Annotated in this window: 14 protein-coding genes; 4 read left to right on the forward strand and 10 right to left on the reverse strand. The window is 42.5% G+C overall.

From position 1 onward, the window contains the following. Window positions 1-60 precede the first annotated feature (60 nt). The 8 genes from dctA to B3297_RS12160 all read right to left on the reverse strand — a co-directional run bounded on the left by dctA (window position 61) and on the right by B3297_RS12160 (window position 12,762). Window positions 61-1,326, reverse strand: a complete 1,266-nt coding sequence (dctA, locus tag B3297_RS12125; RefSeq protein ID WP_115047427.1) for a C4-dicarboxylate transporter DctA — start codon at window positions 1,324-1,326, stop codon at window positions 61-63. A gap of 134 nt (window positions 1,327-1,460) precedes the next feature. Then, complete coding sequence (locus B3297_RS12130) at window positions 1,461-3,371, reverse strand: class II glutamine amidotransferase (RefSeq protein ID WP_112375767.1); 1,911 nt, start codon at window positions 3,369-3,371, stop codon at window positions 1,461-1,463. A 120-nt stretch (window positions 3,372-3,491) separates the two neighbouring features. Continuing rightward, a complete protein-coding gene (locus B3297_RS12135) occupies window positions 3,492-5,369 on the reverse strand; it encodes an Nramp family divalent metal transporter (protein WP_112375766.1) in 1,878 nt (625 codons plus the stop codon). Window positions 5,370-5,453: 84 nt separating this feature from the next. Continuing rightward, on the reverse strand, window positions 5,454-6,056 hold the full coding sequence (locus B3297_RS12140; RefSeq protein WP_115047425.1) for a 2'-5' RNA ligase family protein: 603 nt from the start codon (window positions 6,054-6,056) through the stop codon (window positions 5,454-5,456). A gap of 86 nt (window positions 6,057-6,142) precedes the next feature. Then, a complete protein-coding gene (locus B3297_RS12145; protein WP_286778945.1) occupies window positions 6,143-8,098 on the reverse strand; it encodes a gamma-glutamyltransferase family protein in 1,956 nt (651 codons plus the stop codon). A 121-nt stretch (window positions 8,099-8,219) separates the two neighbouring features. Beyond that, on the reverse strand, window positions 8,220-9,896 hold the full coding sequence (locus B3297_RS12150; protein WP_115047423.1) for a sodium/sugar symporter: 1,677 nt from the start codon (window positions 9,894-9,896) through the stop codon (window positions 8,220-8,222). Window positions 9,897-9,947: 51 nt separating this feature from the next. Then, window positions 9,948-11,276, reverse strand: a complete 1,329-nt coding sequence (gene xylA / locus B3297_RS12155) for a xylose isomerase (RefSeq protein WP_112375762.1) — start codon at window positions 11,274-11,276, stop codon at window positions 9,948-9,950. A gap of 1 nt (window position 11,277) precedes the next feature. After that, window positions 11,278-12,762: a xylulokinase gene (locus B3297_RS12160; RefSeq protein WP_286727731.1), complete on the reverse strand. Its 1,485-nt coding sequence runs from the start codon at window positions 12,760-12,762 to the stop codon at window positions 11,278-11,280. 123 nt (window positions 12,763-12,885) lie between these two features. On the opposite strand from B3297_RS12160, the gene B3297_RS12165 reads away from it, so the two are divergent. Genes B3297_RS12165 through B3297_RS12180 form a run of 4 tightly spaced genes read left to right on the forward strand, consistent with a single transcriptional unit; the run spans window position 12,886 to window position 16,004 of the window. Further along, window positions 12,886-13,908 (forward strand): LacI family DNA-binding transcriptional regulator, encoded by a 1,023-nt coding sequence (locus B3297_RS12165; protein WP_070563701.1) that lies wholly within the window; start codon window positions 12,886-12,888, stop codon window positions 13,906-13,908. A gap of 27 nt (window positions 13,909-13,935) precedes the next feature. After that, window positions 13,936-14,493: a hypothetical protein gene (locus B3297_RS12170; protein ID WP_112375759.1), complete on the forward strand. Its 558-nt coding sequence runs from the start codon at window positions 13,936-13,938 to the stop codon at window positions 14,491-14,493. A gap of 1 nt (window position 14,494) precedes the next feature. Then, on the forward strand, window positions 14,495-14,968 hold the full coding sequence (locus tag B3297_RS12175) for a hypothetical protein (RefSeq protein ID WP_070563707.1): 474 nt from the start codon (window positions 14,495-14,497) through the stop codon (window positions 14,966-14,968). Between the two features lie 13 nt (window positions 14,969-14,981). Then, on the forward strand, window positions 14,982-16,004 hold the full coding sequence (locus B3297_RS12180; protein WP_112375758.1) for a WD40/YVTN/BNR-like repeat-containing protein: 1,023 nt from the start codon (window positions 14,982-14,984) through the stop codon (window positions 16,002-16,004). 100 nt (window positions 16,005-16,104) lie between these two features. Here B3297_RS12180 and B3297_RS12185 read toward each other — a convergent pair whose 3' ends face one another. Both B3297_RS12185 and glmM read right to left on the reverse strand, forming a co-directional pair. Continuing rightward, window positions 16,105-18,180, reverse strand: a complete 2,076-nt coding sequence (locus B3297_RS12185) for a Na+/H+ antiporter (protein ID WP_115047415.1) — start codon at window positions 18,178-18,180, stop codon at window positions 16,105-16,107. A gap of 87 nt (window positions 18,181-18,267) precedes the next feature. Then, complete coding sequence (glmM, locus tag B3297_RS12190; RefSeq protein ID WP_286778946.1) at window positions 18,268-19,650, reverse strand: phosphoglucosamine mutase; 1,383 nt, start codon at window positions 19,648-19,650, stop codon at window positions 18,268-18,270. Window positions 19,651-19,759: the final 109 nt, after the last annotated feature.

The following is a 19,759-nucleotide window of genomic DNA, read 5'->3' on the forward strand; positions in this document are numbered from 1 at the left end:
CTATCCAAAGAATTTGGATAGCACCTTTGTTATACAATCTATACCTATTCCGCTCACCGATTATACGCGTTTAGATCCCAGCTTTTCATGCAAAAGATCCTCGTCCAAACTATTTTCATATTTTGAAATGACCAGCGTTGCGGCTGAATTTCCGATCAAATTGGTTATCGCCCTTGCTTCACTCATAAAACGATCCACACCAAAGATCAAAGCGACTGATTCCACCGGTACATGGCCAACAACAGGCAAGGTCGCAGCGAGGGTAACGAAACCACTTCCTGTTACACCTGCAGCACCTTTAGAGGTCAATAACAACACCAGCAATAAGGTAATTTCCTGCTCCAGGCTGAGATGCATATTGAGGGCCTGCGAAATAAAAACCGCTGCCATGGTCAGATAGATACTTGTCCCATCCAGATTGAAAGAATAGCCCGTGGGGATAACTAAACCCACAACAGGCTTGGCACAACCCGCATCTTCCATTTTCTGCATAATTCCAGGCAATGCGGACTCTGAAGAGGAAGTCCCCAATACAATCAGAATTTCTTCCTTGATGTATTTTAAAAACTTAAAAACATTCACCTTGAGATAAAAATACAATACCGCTCCAATCACGATGACCACGAAAATAAAACAGGTTAGGTAGAAGCTCAACATCAACATACCGAGTTTGGATAAGGCCTGGATCCCAAACTTACCGATTGTAAAACCCATTGCTCCCATTGCACCGATTGGCGCCAGGTACATGATCATTTTGATAATGGAGAAGAGCACCTTCAGAAAAGATTGCAATACATGGAGGACCGGCTCGGAAGCTTTCTGCCCGATTTTTGTCATACCGATCCCAAATAGTACGGCAAAAACGAGTACCTGCAACATGTTGTCCGAAGCTACCGCAGCAATCACATTATCTGGAATGATCCCGATGATAAAATCCATAAAACCATGTGGTTTCTTGGATTCTGAGATGTAATGGGATATCGAAGATACATCAAGGCTCGCTGGATCGGCGTTCATCCCGGTCCCCGGCTGTATCCAATTAACAAAGACCAGACCGATAATCAGGGCAATCGTGGTCATGATCTCGAAATAGATAATGGAAGTCAAGCCGATTTTTCCCACTTTTTTCGTATCCTGCATTCCAGCTATACCGATCACAATGGAACTAAAAATCAATGGCGCAATAACCATCTTGATCAGTTTAATAAAAGCGTCTCCCAATGGTTTTAGCTTGACAGCGAAGTCAGGGTAATAGATACCACAGATGATCCCCACAAGTATCCCAACGATGACTTGAAAATAGAGACTCTTAAAAATATGCTTCATGATCTGTTTATTTACGGACAGCAATTTCCCTTGCTTTAATTGGTTTTTTAATTTAGGATATTGACACTAATTGGTACGAATATATAAAAAAAAAGGGACGCATAAATGCATCCCTCTTTAATATAATTTTGAACTTAGCTGCTGAAATATGCTCTTACATTCTTTCCTTCAATCCAGTTCATATACGCTTTGTTAACAACCTTGTTTCCACCAGGTGTTGGATAATCACCCGAGAAGTACCAATCACCTTTATGGTCCGGACAAGCTTTGTGTAAATTATCCAATGTTTGGTAAACTACTTCAAGCTCTGCCTTTAGGTGGTGAGGTCTTACAATACGAGCAATTTCTTCTGAGATCTCTTCATCCGTAAACGGTGCGTAGATCGCTTTAACATAATTCTCGATCTCATGAACATCTTGGGTCATTGACAACACACATTTTTGATAAACTTCATCAATAATATGTGCCATACCACGTTGTTTGAGGAGATTAATTGCCGCTTCGAATGCGACAAACTCACCCATACGTGACATATCAATACCGTAACAATCTGGGTAACGAATTTGCGGGGCAGAAGAAACAATCACAATTTTTTTCGGATTCAAACGATCCAGGATCGTCAAGATACTTTGTTTCAACGTTGTTCCTCTAACGATCGAATCGTCAATGGCAACGATGGTATCTTCATGATCTTTTACAATACCGTAAGTCGTATCGTATACATGTTGTACCATATCGGTACGGTCCGCATCTTGTGTAATGAAGGTACGCAGTTTAGCATCCTTTACGTTGAGTTTTTCAAAACGAGGTTTGATACTCAAGATTTCATCTAACTCCTCATCAGAAATCTTTTCTGAACGATTTAATAGCGTCTCTTTTTGAAAATCCCGAACGTAGGCATTGATACCATCCATTAGGCCATAGTAAGATACTTCGGCTGTATTTGGAATAAACGAGAATACGGTATTTTTGATGTTATTTTTGACAGATTCCAATACCTGAGGCACCAGTAATCTTCCTAATTCTTTACGTTCTTGATAGATATCAGCATCTGATCCACGCGAGAAGTAGATCCGTTCGAAAGAGCAAGAACGTTGTTCTACGGGTTGTCTAAACATCTCTTGGGATACAGTACCATCTTTTTTAGCGATCAGGGCATGACCTGGTTTAATTTCCTTTACAGCACCAATAGGAATATTGAATGCAGTTTGGATGACCGGTCTTTCCGATGCTACCACCAAGATCTCCTCATCCTGATAATAAAACGCAGGACGGATACCCGCTGGGTCGCGCATCACAAAAGCATCACCATGACCAAAGATACCTGCGATGGTGTAACCGCCATCCCACGTTTTGGCCGAACGCTTCAATATTTTGGTAACATCAATATTTTTAGCAATCAGCGAGCTGATCTCAATATTAGAATGACCTTCTTTTTTGAATTGATCGAACAGATCTTGGTTCTCATCATCCAAGAAATGGCCAATTTTTTCCAAAACGGTTACGGTATCCGCTTTTTCTTTTGGATGTTGTCCCAACTCGTATAACTGTTGCAACAATTCGTCCACATTGGTCATGTTGAAGTTACCCGCTACCACCAAATTACGAGACATCCAATTGTTTTGTCTCAAAAATGGGTGACAGCTTTCGATACTGTTCTTTCCATGCGTTCCATAGCGCAAATGTCCTAAAAGTACTTCCCCCGTAAAACTTACGTTATCTTTTAACCATTGCGTATCTTTTGACTCCTCTGGAAATGCTTTCTGAACAGAAGCAAATTTTTTCTGTACATATTCGAATATGTCTGCCACAGCAGTTGAGCCCATAGCTCTGTAACGCGAAATGTAACGATTTCCAGGTTTTACATCAAATTTAATGGTTGCAATTCCAGCCCCGTCTTGTCCACGGTTGTGCTGTTTTTCCATTAATAGGTACAATTTGTTGATGCCATAAAATGGCGTACCATATTTTTCCTGATAATAAGATAAGGGTTTTAACAGGCGAATTAGTGCGATTCCGCACTCGTGTTTAATAGCGTCGCTCATATCTTGATTTGATGTCGCAAAAATAAGAATTATTTAGCACTTAGCGATCGCCCCGCTCACTTTTTCCGCAATAAAATTACAGTGAATAGACAGAGACTCTTTGAGATAGTCACTGAGAACCTATTGAGCAATAAAAACAGGTACTTTCACTGCATGCCGCAGCTTGTTAACTGTCTCACCAAAAACAAAATCCTTCAGCCCATTATGTCCATGACTGCCTACAACTAACAGATCAGCTTTATAGTTTTCACAAATTTCAGCAATGCACTTGATCCGGTTATTGTAACCTAATTCATATTCCGTCTGATGTCCTTTGGACAAGAGAAAGTCTGCATACAATTTCAGTCGTTCCAAATCCTGACGCGATTCAAAATCATCTGTCGAATCTCCGGTATACTTTACCGATGCACTCTCAACAATATGTACAACCACAAAAGAAGTATCCTCGTGCGAAAGCTGTAAAGCATATTGGATTACTTTCTGATCTGAATTTGAGAAATCCAATGCAATCACTACTTTCTTAAAAGAGCCCTTATGCTCAAAATGCAAAGCCTCAAATGGTGGGTGCACCTCCAGCTCCGTTGGTTTTGATTTAAGTAAAATAGGGTATAATACGGTCATCATCAATAAGGCAAACAAGCCCACTGCGCCCAAGATCAATAATACGGTTACTACAATATTGTTGGCCTCACCAATCCAGCCGACCACTTCGTCGTATACTAATTTAAAATTCAAAACAGCGATAATGGCCGCGATCAGCCAGGCCGCTACTTTCGTTAACGGTTTAATGGCAAAAGTGCCCATCTTGACTTTATCGCTCACAAAATGGATCAACGGGATGACGGCAAAAGCGAGCTGCATACTCAAGATCACCTGACTAAAGATCAGCAGCTGACCAACGCGACCTTCACCCGAAATGAGTATCACCAATACAGCCGGGATAATAGCCAAAAGCCGCGTTATAATCCTCCGCAAGGTCGGACTAATCCGCAAGCGAAGGTATCCCTCCATCACAATCTGTCCAGCTAGGGTTCCCGTCACCGTTGAGCTCTGTCCGGCAAGAATCAAGGCAACAGCAAACAATTTTGAGGCCCATTCCGTTCCAAGAAGGTTGCCCAATAGGTGATAAGCATCTTCAAGCTCGGCCACGTCATGCATACCGTTCTTGTGAAAAACAGAGGCTGCAAGAATCAATATTGCCGCATTCACCAAAAAGGCCAGGTTCAAGGCGATGGCACTATCCCAAAAGTTATACTTGAGCGATTTTCGGATAGAAACCTCATTCCTGTCAATTTTTCGCGTTTGCACCAGGGCCGAATGCAGATACAGGTTATGCGGCATGACGGTTGCACCTATAATTCCTATGGCAATATATAATGCAGCGCTATTCGGGATACTGGGGATAAATCCGGTGGCTACCTCTGCAAAATCAGGTTTCGCCAAAAACATTTCTACCATGAAACACATGCCAATAAGCGCGATAAGTCCAATGATAAAGAGTTCCATTTTTCGCATCCCCAGCTTCTGCAGATAGAGCAGCAAGAAGGTATCTGCAAAACTGATCATTACTCCCCAAAGCAAATCGATTCCAAAAAGGAGGTTAAGACCGATTGCCATTCCCAAAACCTCCGCCAGATCACAGGCTGCTATTGCAATTTCAGCAAGCACATAGAGCACAAAATTCATCCGTTTAGGATAGGTCTCTCTGTTACACTGCGCAAGGTCTTTACCGCGTACAATACCTAGGCGCGCGCATAGATTCTGTAACACCAGCGCCATGATATTACTCATCAACAGCACCCAAATCAGGGTATAGCCAAATTGGCTTCCTCCAGCAAGATCGGTAGCCCAGTTGCCTGGATCCATATACCCCACGCTAATGAGATAAGCTGGACCAAAGAAACTAAGTATCTTCTTAAATTTGGATTTCCCTTGATTGACATCGACACTTTCATGGATATCAGATAGGGATTTATGATGAGATTCGTCGTAATGCATAAAGTACTATAAGTGCAATATCGTGTATTGTCAGCCTTAAAGATAAAAAGCTTTACATTATTAGGCAATTAAACCGCGATATTATTAGAATTTAAATGCCAGCTGGCCAGAATTTTCCTTCGATTGGTTGCCAAATTGGATAAAATCGATGATCTCGTACTGACCTAAATCAGGCTTATACTGCCGCACATGAACGCCCTTGCACATAAAGCTCAGATCGACAGACCGCAACTGTTCTTTTGCGATTTCAAGCTGCTCTGGCTCCAGACGTCGCCCAATCGAAATATGGGGTTCGTCGCTAATCTCGATCAAATCAAACTCCGTCAATGTTTGAACAACCTTCCGCGCCCGGTCCTTGAGATAACTCCGGGCGTGCACAGTTGGTGCAATATAGAAAGCACCACCCGCAAATGATGAAAAATGATCGAAATAAACATACTGACTACGCTCATAGACCAAAGTCTCCTGCAAAGCCTCAATAGCCATTGTCAGTTTACACGCATCTGCTTCAAAAGCACATATCGTTACATGAGCTTTGGAATTGCAACTGGGATACCAGCCTTTGTTTTTGTCGGGAAGCAGTTCGGCTAACGATGCACGTAATCGCCGCTTCAAGCCATCTACCAAGACAATACCAGCTTCATCAGGCTGAAAAACAAACGAATATTTATTGACACTACCCTCCATAACAAAAATCAGTTTCCGATCAGTAGGTAAGATAATAAATACAGTGGAGATAACAAAACCGAAACCTAAGCAAAGCCAATGAAATACTACCACCCGATGCCGTAATCCTCCCCATTGTTGCTACTGCCGCCCCAAAGTGTACGGTGCTGCTGATCGAAATAAATCGCATTGATAGGTCCACTGGTACGATCGCCGAGCTGAATGCTATACCCCATTTTCTTCAATTGTTCAATAATTGCTGGAGCGGTATTTTTGTCCAATAGCAGGCTACCTGAGCGCGGTTTTCGATCATCGGTCTTTGTTCCTCCCAGCGATAGCCAAAGCTGATTACTGTTGATATTGGCCGCCTCGCTGGCTTGTTGTGGCGTCATACCAAACTCGACCATATTCAAGAAAAATTGCAGTAAATTCTGATCCTGAGTATCTCCGCCCTGCACGGCAAAAGAAAGGTAAGGTTTTCCGTTTTTCAAAGCCATCGAAGGGGTGAGCGTTACACGCGGTCTTTTGCCTGGCTCGACCACATTGAACGGGTTAATCAACGAATCTAAGACAAAACTCTGTAGGCGCTGACTCATGCCCACCCCAGTATTCCCGGCAATACAGGCAGGAAGCCAACCTCCACTCGGTGTGATCGAAACGACCCAACCTTCTTCATCCGCCGCTTCAACACTTGTGGTACCCCGTAATAAACGGTCAACATAGGCACTATCCACCGCTAAAGAGGCCAAAAGAGCTGTTTTTGGCAATTCCGTTAGCAACGAACTTGAGCGTGCGTCATGTTTAGGGACAAAATCATTTTTCAGCTCCGCATGTGGTGTAAACTCCTGCTTACGCTGCTCCAATAACGGAAGATAAGGATTCTGTTTCCCTTCATAGGGATAAGGATCTCCGGGAAGTACATTCGGGTTATTTCGCTTAAGGTCAATTGTTGCAGCTCTCGCCTTCGCATAAGACTCATGTAATAGGCCTTGAATAGGTGTCTTCGGTTTACCGTAGGGATCACCATAATAAAAATCCCGATCGGCAAAGGCTAAGTTCATAACCTGATAGAGTGTATGAATATAAGAAGCAGAATTATAACCCATGGCCTTTAGGTCAAAGTTTTTTAACATTTGCAGGCTCTGTAGCATGGCTGGCCCCTGTGTCCATTCTTGTATTTTATACACGTCAACGCCCTTATAATTGACGTGCAATGGTTCCTCCTCAATAGGTTTCCAATTGGCCAAGTCTGCTTTCGTGATTAAGCCACCTTGCTCCTTACTGCCACGGACAAATTCATCTGCAATATCGCCGGTATAAAACCGGTCGTAGGCAGCCATGATTGCGGCTTTCCTATCTTTTCCCGCTGCTAGGGCCTTCTTTTCGGCTTCTACCAATTTGGACAGGGTCTTATGCAGATCCTGCTGTACAAAAACCTCTCCCGCCTCGGGAGCTTCCCAGGATTTCCCTTCATGTACTAAAAACACCTTTTTACTGTAGGGCCATTCTTTAATGCGGTCTTTATCCCGCTCTATACTCGTTGCTGTTTGTGCATCAATGGGATAACCCGCAGCCATTTCAAGAGCAGGAGCCAATACCTCTGCAAGACTTTTCGTTCCATAATGAGCCAACATATAGCACAATCCGCCGGGCGTACCCGGAGTAACCGCAGCAAGGGGGCCATATTCAGGTGGAAATTCATAGCCCTTTGACCTAAAAAAATCAACTGTCGCTCCACTGGGTGCTACCCCCAAGGCATTTATGGCAATAACCTTCTTTAATTTCGGATGATAAATTAAGGCCTGCGTCTCTCCGCCCCAACTCAAAACATCCCACATCGTACAGGTTGCTGCGAGCATGGCACAAGCAGCGTCCACCGCATTTCCGCCTTGTTGGAATAGTTGGGCACCCGCTGTTGCCGCCAAGGGCTTACCCGTAATAGCCATCCAATGTTTTCCATGTAAAGGTGGTTTCTGTGTGCGCTGAGCTGAACTCAGCATCGGCATACCGGTAGTAAGTAATCCAAATATCGTCGTCAGTAGCAGGGTACTTCTTCTTTTCATAGCAGCAATCTTTCGTTAAGCAATGGTTTTAGTTAAACCAAGATAGGTATTTTTAAAACAAACAAAAAACTCCTATCAACCGAGATTGATAGGAGTTTTTAAAATCTTATTTGCTATTGGATTACCAATAAATAGAATATAATGCTGTAACCAATAGCGCTACGATCAATGCAATGACCAAAAACGCCCGGTGTGGTTTAAACATCGTGGTATCAACTTCCAATCCAGCTGGCACGACACCACGCTTATTGTCGACAATACTGATGAGAATCATACCGATAATACAGATCACGAAGACGAATCCCATTCTATCCAAAAATGGAATTTCGTAGACTCCTGTTGTTGGATTTGGAACAGAGAAACCTGTCGATGACAAGAATGACAGATCGACCCAATCCGGCAATTTTTTGAAGATGATGGAGAAAATAAAACCTCCAATTGTTGCAAACAAAGCCGCATTTGAAGTTGCTTTCTTCCAGAAGAATCCTAAAATGAACATCGCAAAAATACCTGGAGATACAAAACCCGTATATTCTTGAATATATTGGAATCCACCTTTTTTATCAATACCCAAATGTGGAGCAATCAGCACACCCAAGATCATGGCAACCACAACAGTCAGCTTGCCGATATTGACCAATTTCTTATCCGATGCTTCTGTATTGAATACTTTTTTATAAATATCCAAGGAGAAGATTGTCGCGATACTGTTTGCTTTACCTGCCAAAGAAGCGACCACTGCAGCTGTTAATGCCGCAAAAGACAAGCCTTTTAAACCTGCTGGCAATAAATTCAACAAAACTGGATAAGCGTGGTCAGGGTTTACCTCACCATGTTGCATCATTTCATTTTGGAACAAGCCATCTTTCCACATGACATAGGCTGCAATACCCGGCAACACAACAATGATAGGCATTAATAACTTCAGAAATGCTGCAAACAAGATACCGTTTCTCGCGGTTTTCAAATCTGCTCCAAGCGCGCGTTGCGTGATGTATTGATTACATCCCCAGTAGTTCAAATTAACGATCCACATACCGCCAATCAATACGGTTAGCCCCGGTAAATCGAGATAGTTCTCATTCTTACGATCCAGAATCATATGAAAGTGGTCGGAAGCTTTTTCGGTCATCAAGTGATAGCCTTCCAATACTCCTGATCCACCATAGTGCTCTGAAACGAGGTTCAAGGCTAGGTAAGTGGTCGCCAAACCACCCAATACCAAAAAGAAAACCTGAATAATATCCGTATAACCGATTACTTTCATTCCTCCCAATGTAATGATCACAGCAAAAATCGCAATGGCATACATGCAGGCCTCCAGACTGATACCGGAAATACTACTTACCGCAATGGCTCCCAAATAGAGGATGGATGTCAAATTAACGACAACATACAGCAATAACCAGAAAACGGCCATGATCATCGCAACAGTTCCATTATATCGTTTATGGAGAAACTGTGGCATCGTAAAGATCTTGTTCTTTAAGTATACCGGGATAAAAAATACCGCAACGACAATCAGTGTAATGGCAGCCATCCACTCGTAAGTTGCAATCGCCAATCCCATCTTAAATCCGGAACCGCTCATACCGATAAATTGCTCGGCCGAAATATTGGATGCAATAAGTGAGGCTCCGATAGCCCACCACGTCAATGACCCCTCAGCCAAAAAATAGTCTTTGGAACCTACAGATTCAGATTTCTTGCGATAATACACCCATAATCCGTAACCTGCTACAATAACAAAGTAGATCAGGAAAACGATGTAATCTTTTGTGCTTAAATAATTATTCATGTATTGGTAATTGGTTTAATTTGATCGCCTAATATAGAAATATTTTTAGAACTATATATATCTATTGACCAAATTTTCTAAATACTCCTGTTTACCACTGATGGTTTTAGGCTCACCCAATTCCACTGCTAAATCCCTTAAGTTTTCCAAAGTTAATTTACGATCTTCAAACGATGCGCCATGACCTGCGTCAAACGAAGCATAACGGTCTGTCCGAATTTTTTTGTAGTCCGAGTCCTGCAGGATACGATCTGCCGTAATTAGAGCGCGTGCAAAAAGATCCATCCCACCAATATGTGCATAAAACAGATCTTCAGGATCTGTGGAATTCCGGCGGATTTTGGCATCAAAGTTCACACCGCCCCCTTGGAAACCACCACCTTCTAAAATAATCAACATGGCTTCGGTCAATTCATTGATGTCATTCGGAAATTGATCCGTATCCCATCCATTTTGATAATCACCGCGGTTAGCATCAATGGAGCCCAATTTACCTGCATCTACAGCAACCTGTAGCTCATGCTGAAACGTATGTCCGGCCAATGTCGCATGGTTTACCTCTAAATTTAATTTAAAATCTTCCAAAAGATTATACTGACGCAGGAAGCCCAGCACAGTAGCCGCATCATAATCGTATTGATGTTTTGTAGGCTCACATGGTTTCGGCTCGATAAAGAAAGTTCCTTTAAAACCATTTTTGCGGGCATAATCCTTGGCCATATGTAAAAACTGTGCAAGATGTTCCTGCTCACGCTTCATATTGGTATTTAAAAGGCTCATATACCCCTCTCTTCCACCCCAGAAAACATAATTTTCACCACCAAGAGCAATCGTTGCGTCCAAAGCTGCCTTGACCTGTGCTCCACCATGTGCAAGAACATGAAAATCAGGGTTAGTTGCAGCTCCATTCATATAGCGTTTATGGCTAAAAAGGTTGGCTGTTCCCCAAAGCAATTTTATACCGCTTTCCTTTTGTTTTTCCTTCGCATAATCAACGATAGTTGACAGACGTTTTTCATTTTCAACCACATTATCCGAGTAATCAATTAAGTCCACATCATGAAAGCAATAATAGGGGATATTTATTTTACTAATAAATTCAAATGCTGCATCCATTTTATCTTTTGCCCTCGTGATTACGTCGTTGCTTTCATCCCATGGAAATTGATGTGTCGGTCCGCCAAATGGATCAGATCCGTTACCGTTGAAAGAATGCCAGTATGAACAGGCAAATTTAAAATACTCTTCCATGGTCTTGCCACCAACAATTTGTTTTGGATTATAATAACGGAAAGCCAATGGATTTGTGCTGTCTTTTCCTTCGAATTGAATTTGGCCAACGCCTTTGAAAAATTCCTTTTTCCCTTTAATAATATTCATCTTATTTGTTATTTATTTGTTTGTTTAATAATTCCTTCCATTGCTGATAGTGCTCCTCATATTGCACTACAAATTGAGGTTCCACTGTATAAACAGGTTTCAAAGAACGAAAAGCTTCTGTAAAATCGTCATAATACCCACTTCCTATACCTGCTCCAAGAGCGGCTCCAATACTCCCGTCGTGATTGAAGATCTCCACAGGAACGTTTGTTGCCCCCACAAATGACTCCCTAAAAACGGAGCTCAAGAATAAATTTGCATACCCCGCACGAATCATATTTGGATACAAATTGTTTTCACGCATGATATCCAGGCCATAGCGGAAGGCATAGGCAATCCCTTCCTGTATAGCGCGTAAAATATCGCTTGTCTCATGTCTGTTCAAATCTATCGCTGTAATTGATGCCCCCACTGTTTGGTTATTGAGCATGCGTTCGGCGCCATTGCCGAATGGGACAACCTGTAATCCTTTGCTACCAATAGGTGATGCGCCGGCTAGTGCATTAATCTGTTCATAGGATAAATCACGCCCCAGTAACCTTCTGCCCCAACTATTCATAATACCGGTCCCATTGATACAGAGCAATACCCCTGTACGGATATCATCCTCGCGATAATTGACGTGTGCAAATGTATTGACGCGCGATTCACGGTCTGCAATCAACTGGTCGCTCACCCCATAGATAACCCCTGAAGTGCCCGCGGTCGCGGCAACTTCCCCGGGTTGAAGGACATTGAGGGAAAGTGCGTTATTGGGCTGATCACCAGCTTTATAATTGATAGTCACTGTGCCAGAGAGGCCAAGCTCCTCGGCAACAGCTGTTTTAATCTGTCCATGGGTCGAAAACACGGGTAAGATCTCAGGAATAAGATGATCCTCAAAGCCATAATAATCCATGATGGTATCCGACAGCTTATTGTTTTTGAAATCCCAAAATATTCCCTCAGACAAGGCTGATATGGAAGTTGTCACCTGTCCCGAAAGTTTCATGGCGATAAAATCGCCCGGCAGCATGATCTTATCTATTTTTTCATAGATCGCCGGTTCATTAGCCTTCACCCAAGCCAGCTTAGACGCCGTAAAATTCCCCGGAGAATTCAAGTGATGGCTCAGATTAAAAGATCTTCCGATTTCATCGAAAGCAGCATTCCCTATTTCTACAGCCCTGCTATCGCACCAGATAATTGCATTTCGCAACACGTTCTGATCTTTATCGACGATAACTAAGCCGTGCATCTGATAGGCAATACCAATGGCGGAAATCGCTTTGGGATCGTATAACCCTAACGCATTTGCCTTCAATAAAGCCTGTTTAAAGTAGTCCCACCAATCGAGCGGGTTTTGTTCAGCCCAATTGGGCTCCACCGTTATAATGGGAGCTTCTACGTCCGGATATTGCACCGAGCAAACCTTGCGTTGCGAAGATGCCTCAACAATCGAAACCTTTACGGAAGAAGTACCTACGTCTATACCTAATAAATACATGGTAATTAATTGAAACTGGTTATTTTAAAACAAAGGCGGAAACAAACATTGCAACCGGTTGCATAAAAGTAGGATATGTTTCTGAATTATCAAAATATTAAATAAAATTATTTACTTTGGAGCGTGAATAAAAAAACGACAATTTACGATATTGCCCGTGCGCTTGGAGTGACAGTCTCTACCGTATCGCGCGCATTGAATAATGTGCCTACGATCAGCGAGGCGACACGCAAGCTTGTGCTTGATAAAGCAAAGGAATTAAATTATAGTGTCAATAAGCTAGCGTCCTCCCTTTCCTCGGGCAAGTCCAATACAATTGGAGTCATCGTACCGACCATGCAAATTCATTTTTTTGCAGAGGCGGTACATAGTATTGAAAAAGAGTTAAAAAAACACAATTATAGTCTATTGCTTTATCAATCGAATGAATCTTTTGAGGATGAAGTTAATGGCGTGAAGACTTTACTGGAAGCCCAGGTGGACGGCATTATTGCTTCGTTGTCGCTAGAAACGCAGGAAACCCAGCATTTTCAGGAAGTGATCAATCAGCGCAAATGTTTGGTTATTTTTGACCGTACGCATAAAAATATTCCTGCTCCCGTGGTCAAACTTGATGATTTTAAAGCAGGCTACCTCGCAACACAGCATTTACTTGAACAGGGCTACAAAAATATTGCCTTTATCACAACGGATAAAGAAATAGCGATTTTTCAGGATCGTTTCCATGGTTTCGAAGCCGCCCTAAAAGACGCGCAGATTTCTCCGCAGAAGGACTTTATTATTCGCGGCGACTTATCCATTGAAGCCGGTATCAAAGGAACCGAACAGATTCTAAAATCTGCAATCCAACCTGACGCCTTTATTGGTGGCGATGACTTTACAGCTGTCGGGATAATACAAGCATTAAAAACTGCAAATATTGCTATTCCAACAACTGGTGTGATCGGTTTTGCAAACCAGACCTTTTCTTCTTTTATCACGCCCACACTGTCAAGTATCGACCAGCAGGCCAACAAAATGGGCGAAGAATGTGCTAAGCTCTTTCTGAAAATGGTCAAACAAAAAAGTCCATACGAAGCAATCGAACAGATTGTTCTTGACCCTATATTGATAAAAAGAAAATCTACCAATAGAATAGACAAATAATCAGTACCTTTGCCTAAATTTATTTAAATGCAAGCCCGGCAGAAATTTAGGATAATAAGCATCTGTTTATTATTTGTCATTCAGGCCCTTTTTTTAGTGGCCATCTTTGTAGAAAACACACATTCTTATATTGTATTGGCTTTTATCGGCCTACTGTCCTTACTGATCTTATACAGTTACCTCAAGTCGCCCATTCATCATCACAGGCATGAATATGAATCGATTAAAATTGCTATTTGGGTACCTGTAGGAGCGATTGCATCCTACTATTTCAATCAGATTTTCGGTTTGGGCCCTGTGTTGGGCGCAGCACTGACAGGTACCATCGCCTCGTTCATTCCCAATATCAACAAAAATTCAAGCTATCTACCCCACCTTCCGGCAGCAATTTATTGCGGTGCATTTGTAGGGATGTCCAATGCGCAGGTGGCGCATGGGTTCTCTTTTATTTTAGCAGCCAGTATTTTTACAGCGATCTTTCTGATCGTATCGAAAAGTTTATTAAATGGTGTCGGCGGTAAACTAGGAACATTGGCCTTCCTGGGTGTTTCACTGACCTACCTCCTGTTATACATTTTTAAGTAATATGGAAACATTCATTTTATACCTCGTTGGAGTTATAGGGAGCACAGCGACCTACTATGTCAATACCAAATTTCACCAAGGAGCAGTGCGTTCATCAGCATTGCTGACATTATTTGTCGCAGGTTTTCTTCATTTCTTCCCACAAAGTGTTTCGCCCTATCTTGCACAATATATTCCGCCGATTTTTATCGGTGCATCATTTATAGGTATGGTATCAAAAAGTCAGTTATCAACTTATTTTGGTTTAGCCCTTGCCGGCATTATCTTTACAACGATTCTGCTTAATACAAGTAAATTTTTCACCGGCTACGGTGGAGCACTTGGAACTTCGGCCTGCATCGCACTGTTGGTCGTATTGAGTATCCCCTATTTTAAATCACCACGGAAAATGACCGTTGGATTTCTCCAGCTCCGCAAAACAATCTTAAAAAAACAGGGGAAAGTTTCAAAAAGACGAGTAGATTTGTTTAAATAAAAATCATAACCACATGAAACCTTTATTTCTTGCCCTTATTATCCAAATCTTTCTCCTGAGCCATTTGAGTGCTCAACAAGCAAAAATTAACATCGTAAATCAAGAACGAAATAGCAGCTACAGAGGTTTAAGTGTAGTTGATGATACAACTCTATGGGTAAGCGGAAGCAATGGGACAGTTGGGCTCAGCACCGATGCTGGAAAAAACTGGCAGTGGGTCAATCCAATTGGCTACGAAAAAACAGATTTTAGGGATATCGAAGCATTTGATGAGCATGAAGCCTTAATTATATCGGCCGGTTCCCCTGCCATTATCTTAAGCACACAGGATGGTGGTCGAAGCTGGAAAGAAGTATTCAATGACAAGCGGCCCGAAATATTTTATGACGGTTTTGCTTTTACATCAAAAGGGGTCGGCATTGCCTTTGGCGACGCCATTCAGGGAAAAATGCCGCTATTGAAAAGCACCGATTTCGGAAGGTCCTGGAAAGATATATCCCCGAATATGCACTTTACCATTACCGATGGCGAGGCCGGTTTTGCAGCCAGTGGAACATCAATATATTGCGATAACAGCGGAACATATTGGATTGCCACAGGTGGGACAGTTTCCAATATCTACAGCAGCAAGGATCAGGGTAACACATGGCAACGTTACAGCTGCCCCATCATTCAGGGCACAAATAGCACCGGCCCTTTTTCTGTCGCATTTAACACATCAAAAACGGGTATTGTCGTCGGTGGCGATTATAAGGCGGATAAAAACAAAGACAAAAATAGCCTGCTAACCAACGATGGCGGCAAAACATGGTCTGCACCACAGACAGCACCCGCTGGCTTTAAGTCGGCCGTTATTTATCTTTCAAAAAAACAGCTGATCAGCACGGGCACTTCGGGTACAGACCTATCGAATGATGGCGGAAAAAACTGGACGCCTATTGGAAAGGAAAGTTTCAATGCCGTCCAAAAGGCAAAAAAAGGTCGAGCGATATTTTTAGTGGGCGATAAAGGCAAAATAGCGAATTTAGCATTATAAGCTAAATTCGCTATTTCCTGCAACACTACACACTATTTTTTGCAGCACTGTGCCGCTAGGTTTTGTCGTCCAAAACCGAGATTTACGCACTTATAAATAACTACTTACGCGACAAACGCGATTCCTCCAAATCCAGGGAATACTCGATCTCTTTAATGACATCGCTGTCAAAAGCCTTGCTTTCCTTGATCTTGTACAGACCATCACGACGCAGCGCCAAAAGTTCCAGCATAATTTTATTATAGAGCCCCCTTACTGCCGAAAGCTGCGCGCGCGTATCCTCTTCTTTCGCTCGTTCGGATGCATTTACGCTTCGGATAATCTGCTCTTTGACGCGAGCGATGGTCTCATGTTCCAGCATTTCTTTTGCATAATGTTTATCCAGATATGCAATAGATTCTTTGCCAAGCCGTACACGGATCTCATCAATTTGCTCTTCCATTGAAGCTTGCTCGTCGACTTCCTCAATTTTTATCAATTTAATCAACAAAGGCAATGTAAGCCCCTGAAAAACGAGTGTTACCAAAATAACCACAAACGTAATGAACAAAATCAGATTTCGGTGCGGGAAGGCCGTTCCATCGTATAAAGTCAATGGAATCGCTAATGCTGACGCCAAAGAAACCACGCCTCTCATCCCGGCCCAGCCAACGACCAGGGGCAGTTGCCACCCCGGACTCTTTTCCTTGATGCGAACCCGTTTGAATAATATTCTGGGAACAAAAGCCGAAAGATAAACGGCGATTAAGCGTAAAACAATAACAATTACACAGATCGCCAAGGCATAATCAATAGCTTCCTCCATGGAGTATTCACCCAATCCATTGATGATCACCGGAAGCTCAAGTCCAATTAAAATAAAAACAAATCCATTTAATAGAAAGCCCACTGTCGCCCAAACCTCCTTCGTCTGGATGCGCGTATGGTAGTTGAGGTAATCGCCTGCCCGGAAGGAAAGAAACAATCCACCACTAACCACCGCCAAGACCCCCGACCATTCAAAATGCTCCGCAACAATATACATCAGGTAAGGTGCGATGAGGGTAATGGGTGTTGAAATACTGGACGATTTCGCGACATAGCGTAAGAAAATATAGAGGATGTGACCTATAACCAAACCAACTACAACACCCATGACTGATAACATCAGAAACTGTGTCGTCGCATTGCTCATTACGAACTGACCAGTAAGAATCGCGATGGATGCAAATCTAAAGACAGTCAATGAGGCCGCATCATTGACCAGGCTTTCTCCTTCCAATATTGCAATTCCCCGTTTAGGAATACTTACCCCCTTCAGGACAGAACTCGCGGCCACGGCATCTGGGGGAGAGATAATCCCACCCAGTAAAAAGCCCAGCGCTAAGGTAAACCCAGGAATAATACTGACCGAAAAGTAGGCAATGGCCAATGATGTGAAAAAGACTAAACCAAAGCCCATGATGAAAATAGACCGTCGCCACTTTAGAAAATTCCCCCAATTGGTATACCAGGCTGCTTCGAAAAGCAAAGGTGGCAAAAACACCATAAATACGATATCGGGATCAACACTAATAACCGGCGCGCCCGGAATCAGCGAAATCACCAGTCCGCCAATAACCAGCAGAATGGGGTAAGAGATTTTTAAGCGTTGACTCAGCACAAATAACATGGCCATAAAGAAAAACAGCACCATAACCAATAAGAGGTTGCTGTGAATTTTTTCACCGGCCTTCCCGCCCACGGTAGACTTAACATCCTGATAGGGAACCGACATGGACATGCTGTATTGACGAATCTTCCATTCATTATCCAGCTTACTTAATACCCCCACGCCACGAAAAGACTTGGTATTGATCTTAAAAGATTCATCAAACCACGCTGTCGTACTATCTGCATTAAAGCTGATATGCCGCTTATCATAGGTGTAGGTCCAGGCATTTTTTGGATTGAAATATTGATCGGTGAACTTCTCTGCATGTGCTTTATCCCACCTTTCATCATGATCAGTACCCAAAATAACGCCATCTGAAGCAATAACATTCAAAAACGGGCCATACTTTACCTCGCCCGAGGTTTTGTGCCAACGGTCTAACAGCCCATTGATTTCGTCCATTGGCTGCTGGGCATTTGTCGGAAAGACAAATAAGATTAAACTAAGAAAACAATACGTACCTAAAATGATCTTTCTAATCATACATTATAAAACTTCGTAATCGCTCAGACAATACGCTTTCGCTGAGATCACTCTTAAAAAAAAAAGCTGCGTATGCAGCTTTTTTTTTTATTTAATTATTTCTTCAATTTCGCTGATAATCCGCTGCGCGATCTGCTCAGCAGCTTCAGGCGTAGGTCCCTCCGAGTAAATCCGAATAATCGGTTCGGTATTCGATTTACGCAAATGCACCCATTCATTTTCAAAGTCTATTTTCAAGCCATCGATTGTCGAATGGTCTTCATGCTTATATTTTTCCTCCATTTTGGCCAATAGGTTGTCAATGTCCAATTCCGGAGTCAGCGTGATCTTGTTTTTTGACATAAAGTATTGCGGTAAAGAAGCACGATATTCGGAGGCTTTTTTACCAAGCTTAGCCAAATGTGTCAAGAAGATGGCCACGCCTACCAGCGCATCACGGCCATAATGAGATGCCGGGTAGATAACACCACCGTTTCCTTCTCCGCCAATTACCGCATCGACTTCTTTCATCTTTGTAACCACGTTGACTTCGCCCACAGCCGCCGCATAGTACTCGCCACCATGTGCTTTAGTCACATCACGTAGTGCGCGTGTAGAAGATAAATTGGAAACGGTATTTCCTTTTTTATGCTGCAATAAATAGTCCGCTACGGCAACTAGGGTATATTCTTCACCAAATAGCTCGCCATCCTCCATCATAAAGACCAATCGATCTACATCCGGATCTACGGCAATCCCTAAATCAGCTTTGTGTTCAATAACCGCAGCCGATAGATCCGTCAAATTCTCTTTCAATGGTTCTGGATTATGCGGGAATTGACCATTTGGCTCACAATGGATTTTAAAGATTGTCTGTACACCAAGTGCATCCAATAAGGCAGGTATAAATGTACCACCGGTACTGTTGACTGCATCCAAAGCAACTTTAAAATTAGCCGCTTTGATGGCTTCTTTATCCACATATTCCAGTGCCAACACAGCGTCTACATGTTTCTGTAAGTATGAATAATCTTTATGAACTTGTCCCAGTTCTTCCACTTCGGAAAAATCAAAGTCTAAGGATTCACCAAGGGCCAATACTTCTTGCCCTTCAGCATCTGAAATGAATTCACCCTTTGCATTTAATAACTTTAGTGCGTTCCATTGACCGGGGTTGTGTGAAGCAGTCAAAATAATACCACCCGCTGCTTTTTCCATCGGTACGGCAATCTCTACCGTTGGCGTTGTTGAAAGACCCAGGTCAACCACATCAACACCGATGCTTTGTAGGGTTCCAATCACCAAATTACTTACCATCTCACCAGAAACACGCGCATCTCTTCCGACAACAATTTTTTTGATACCACTCTGCTTAACAATTATTTTGCCATAAGCAGCTGTAAACTTAACGATATCTATTGGGGTAAGTGCCTCTCCAGCACGTCCGCCGATCGTACCTCGTATTCCTGATATTGATTTAATTAAAGTCATTTCTTTTGAATTGATTAACGTGTAAATTTAGCACAATGGCAATAAAATATCGAATTAAAATTATAATTAATGAATATTTAACGTATATTTGTTGCAACAAAGTTGTTTT

The sequence above is a fragment of the Sphingobacterium sp. UBA3519 genome (assembly GCF_002377215.1).
GTDB classification, from domain to species: Bacteria; Bacteroidota; Bacteroidia; order Sphingobacteriales; family Sphingobacteriaceae; genus Sphingobacterium; species Sphingobacterium multivorum.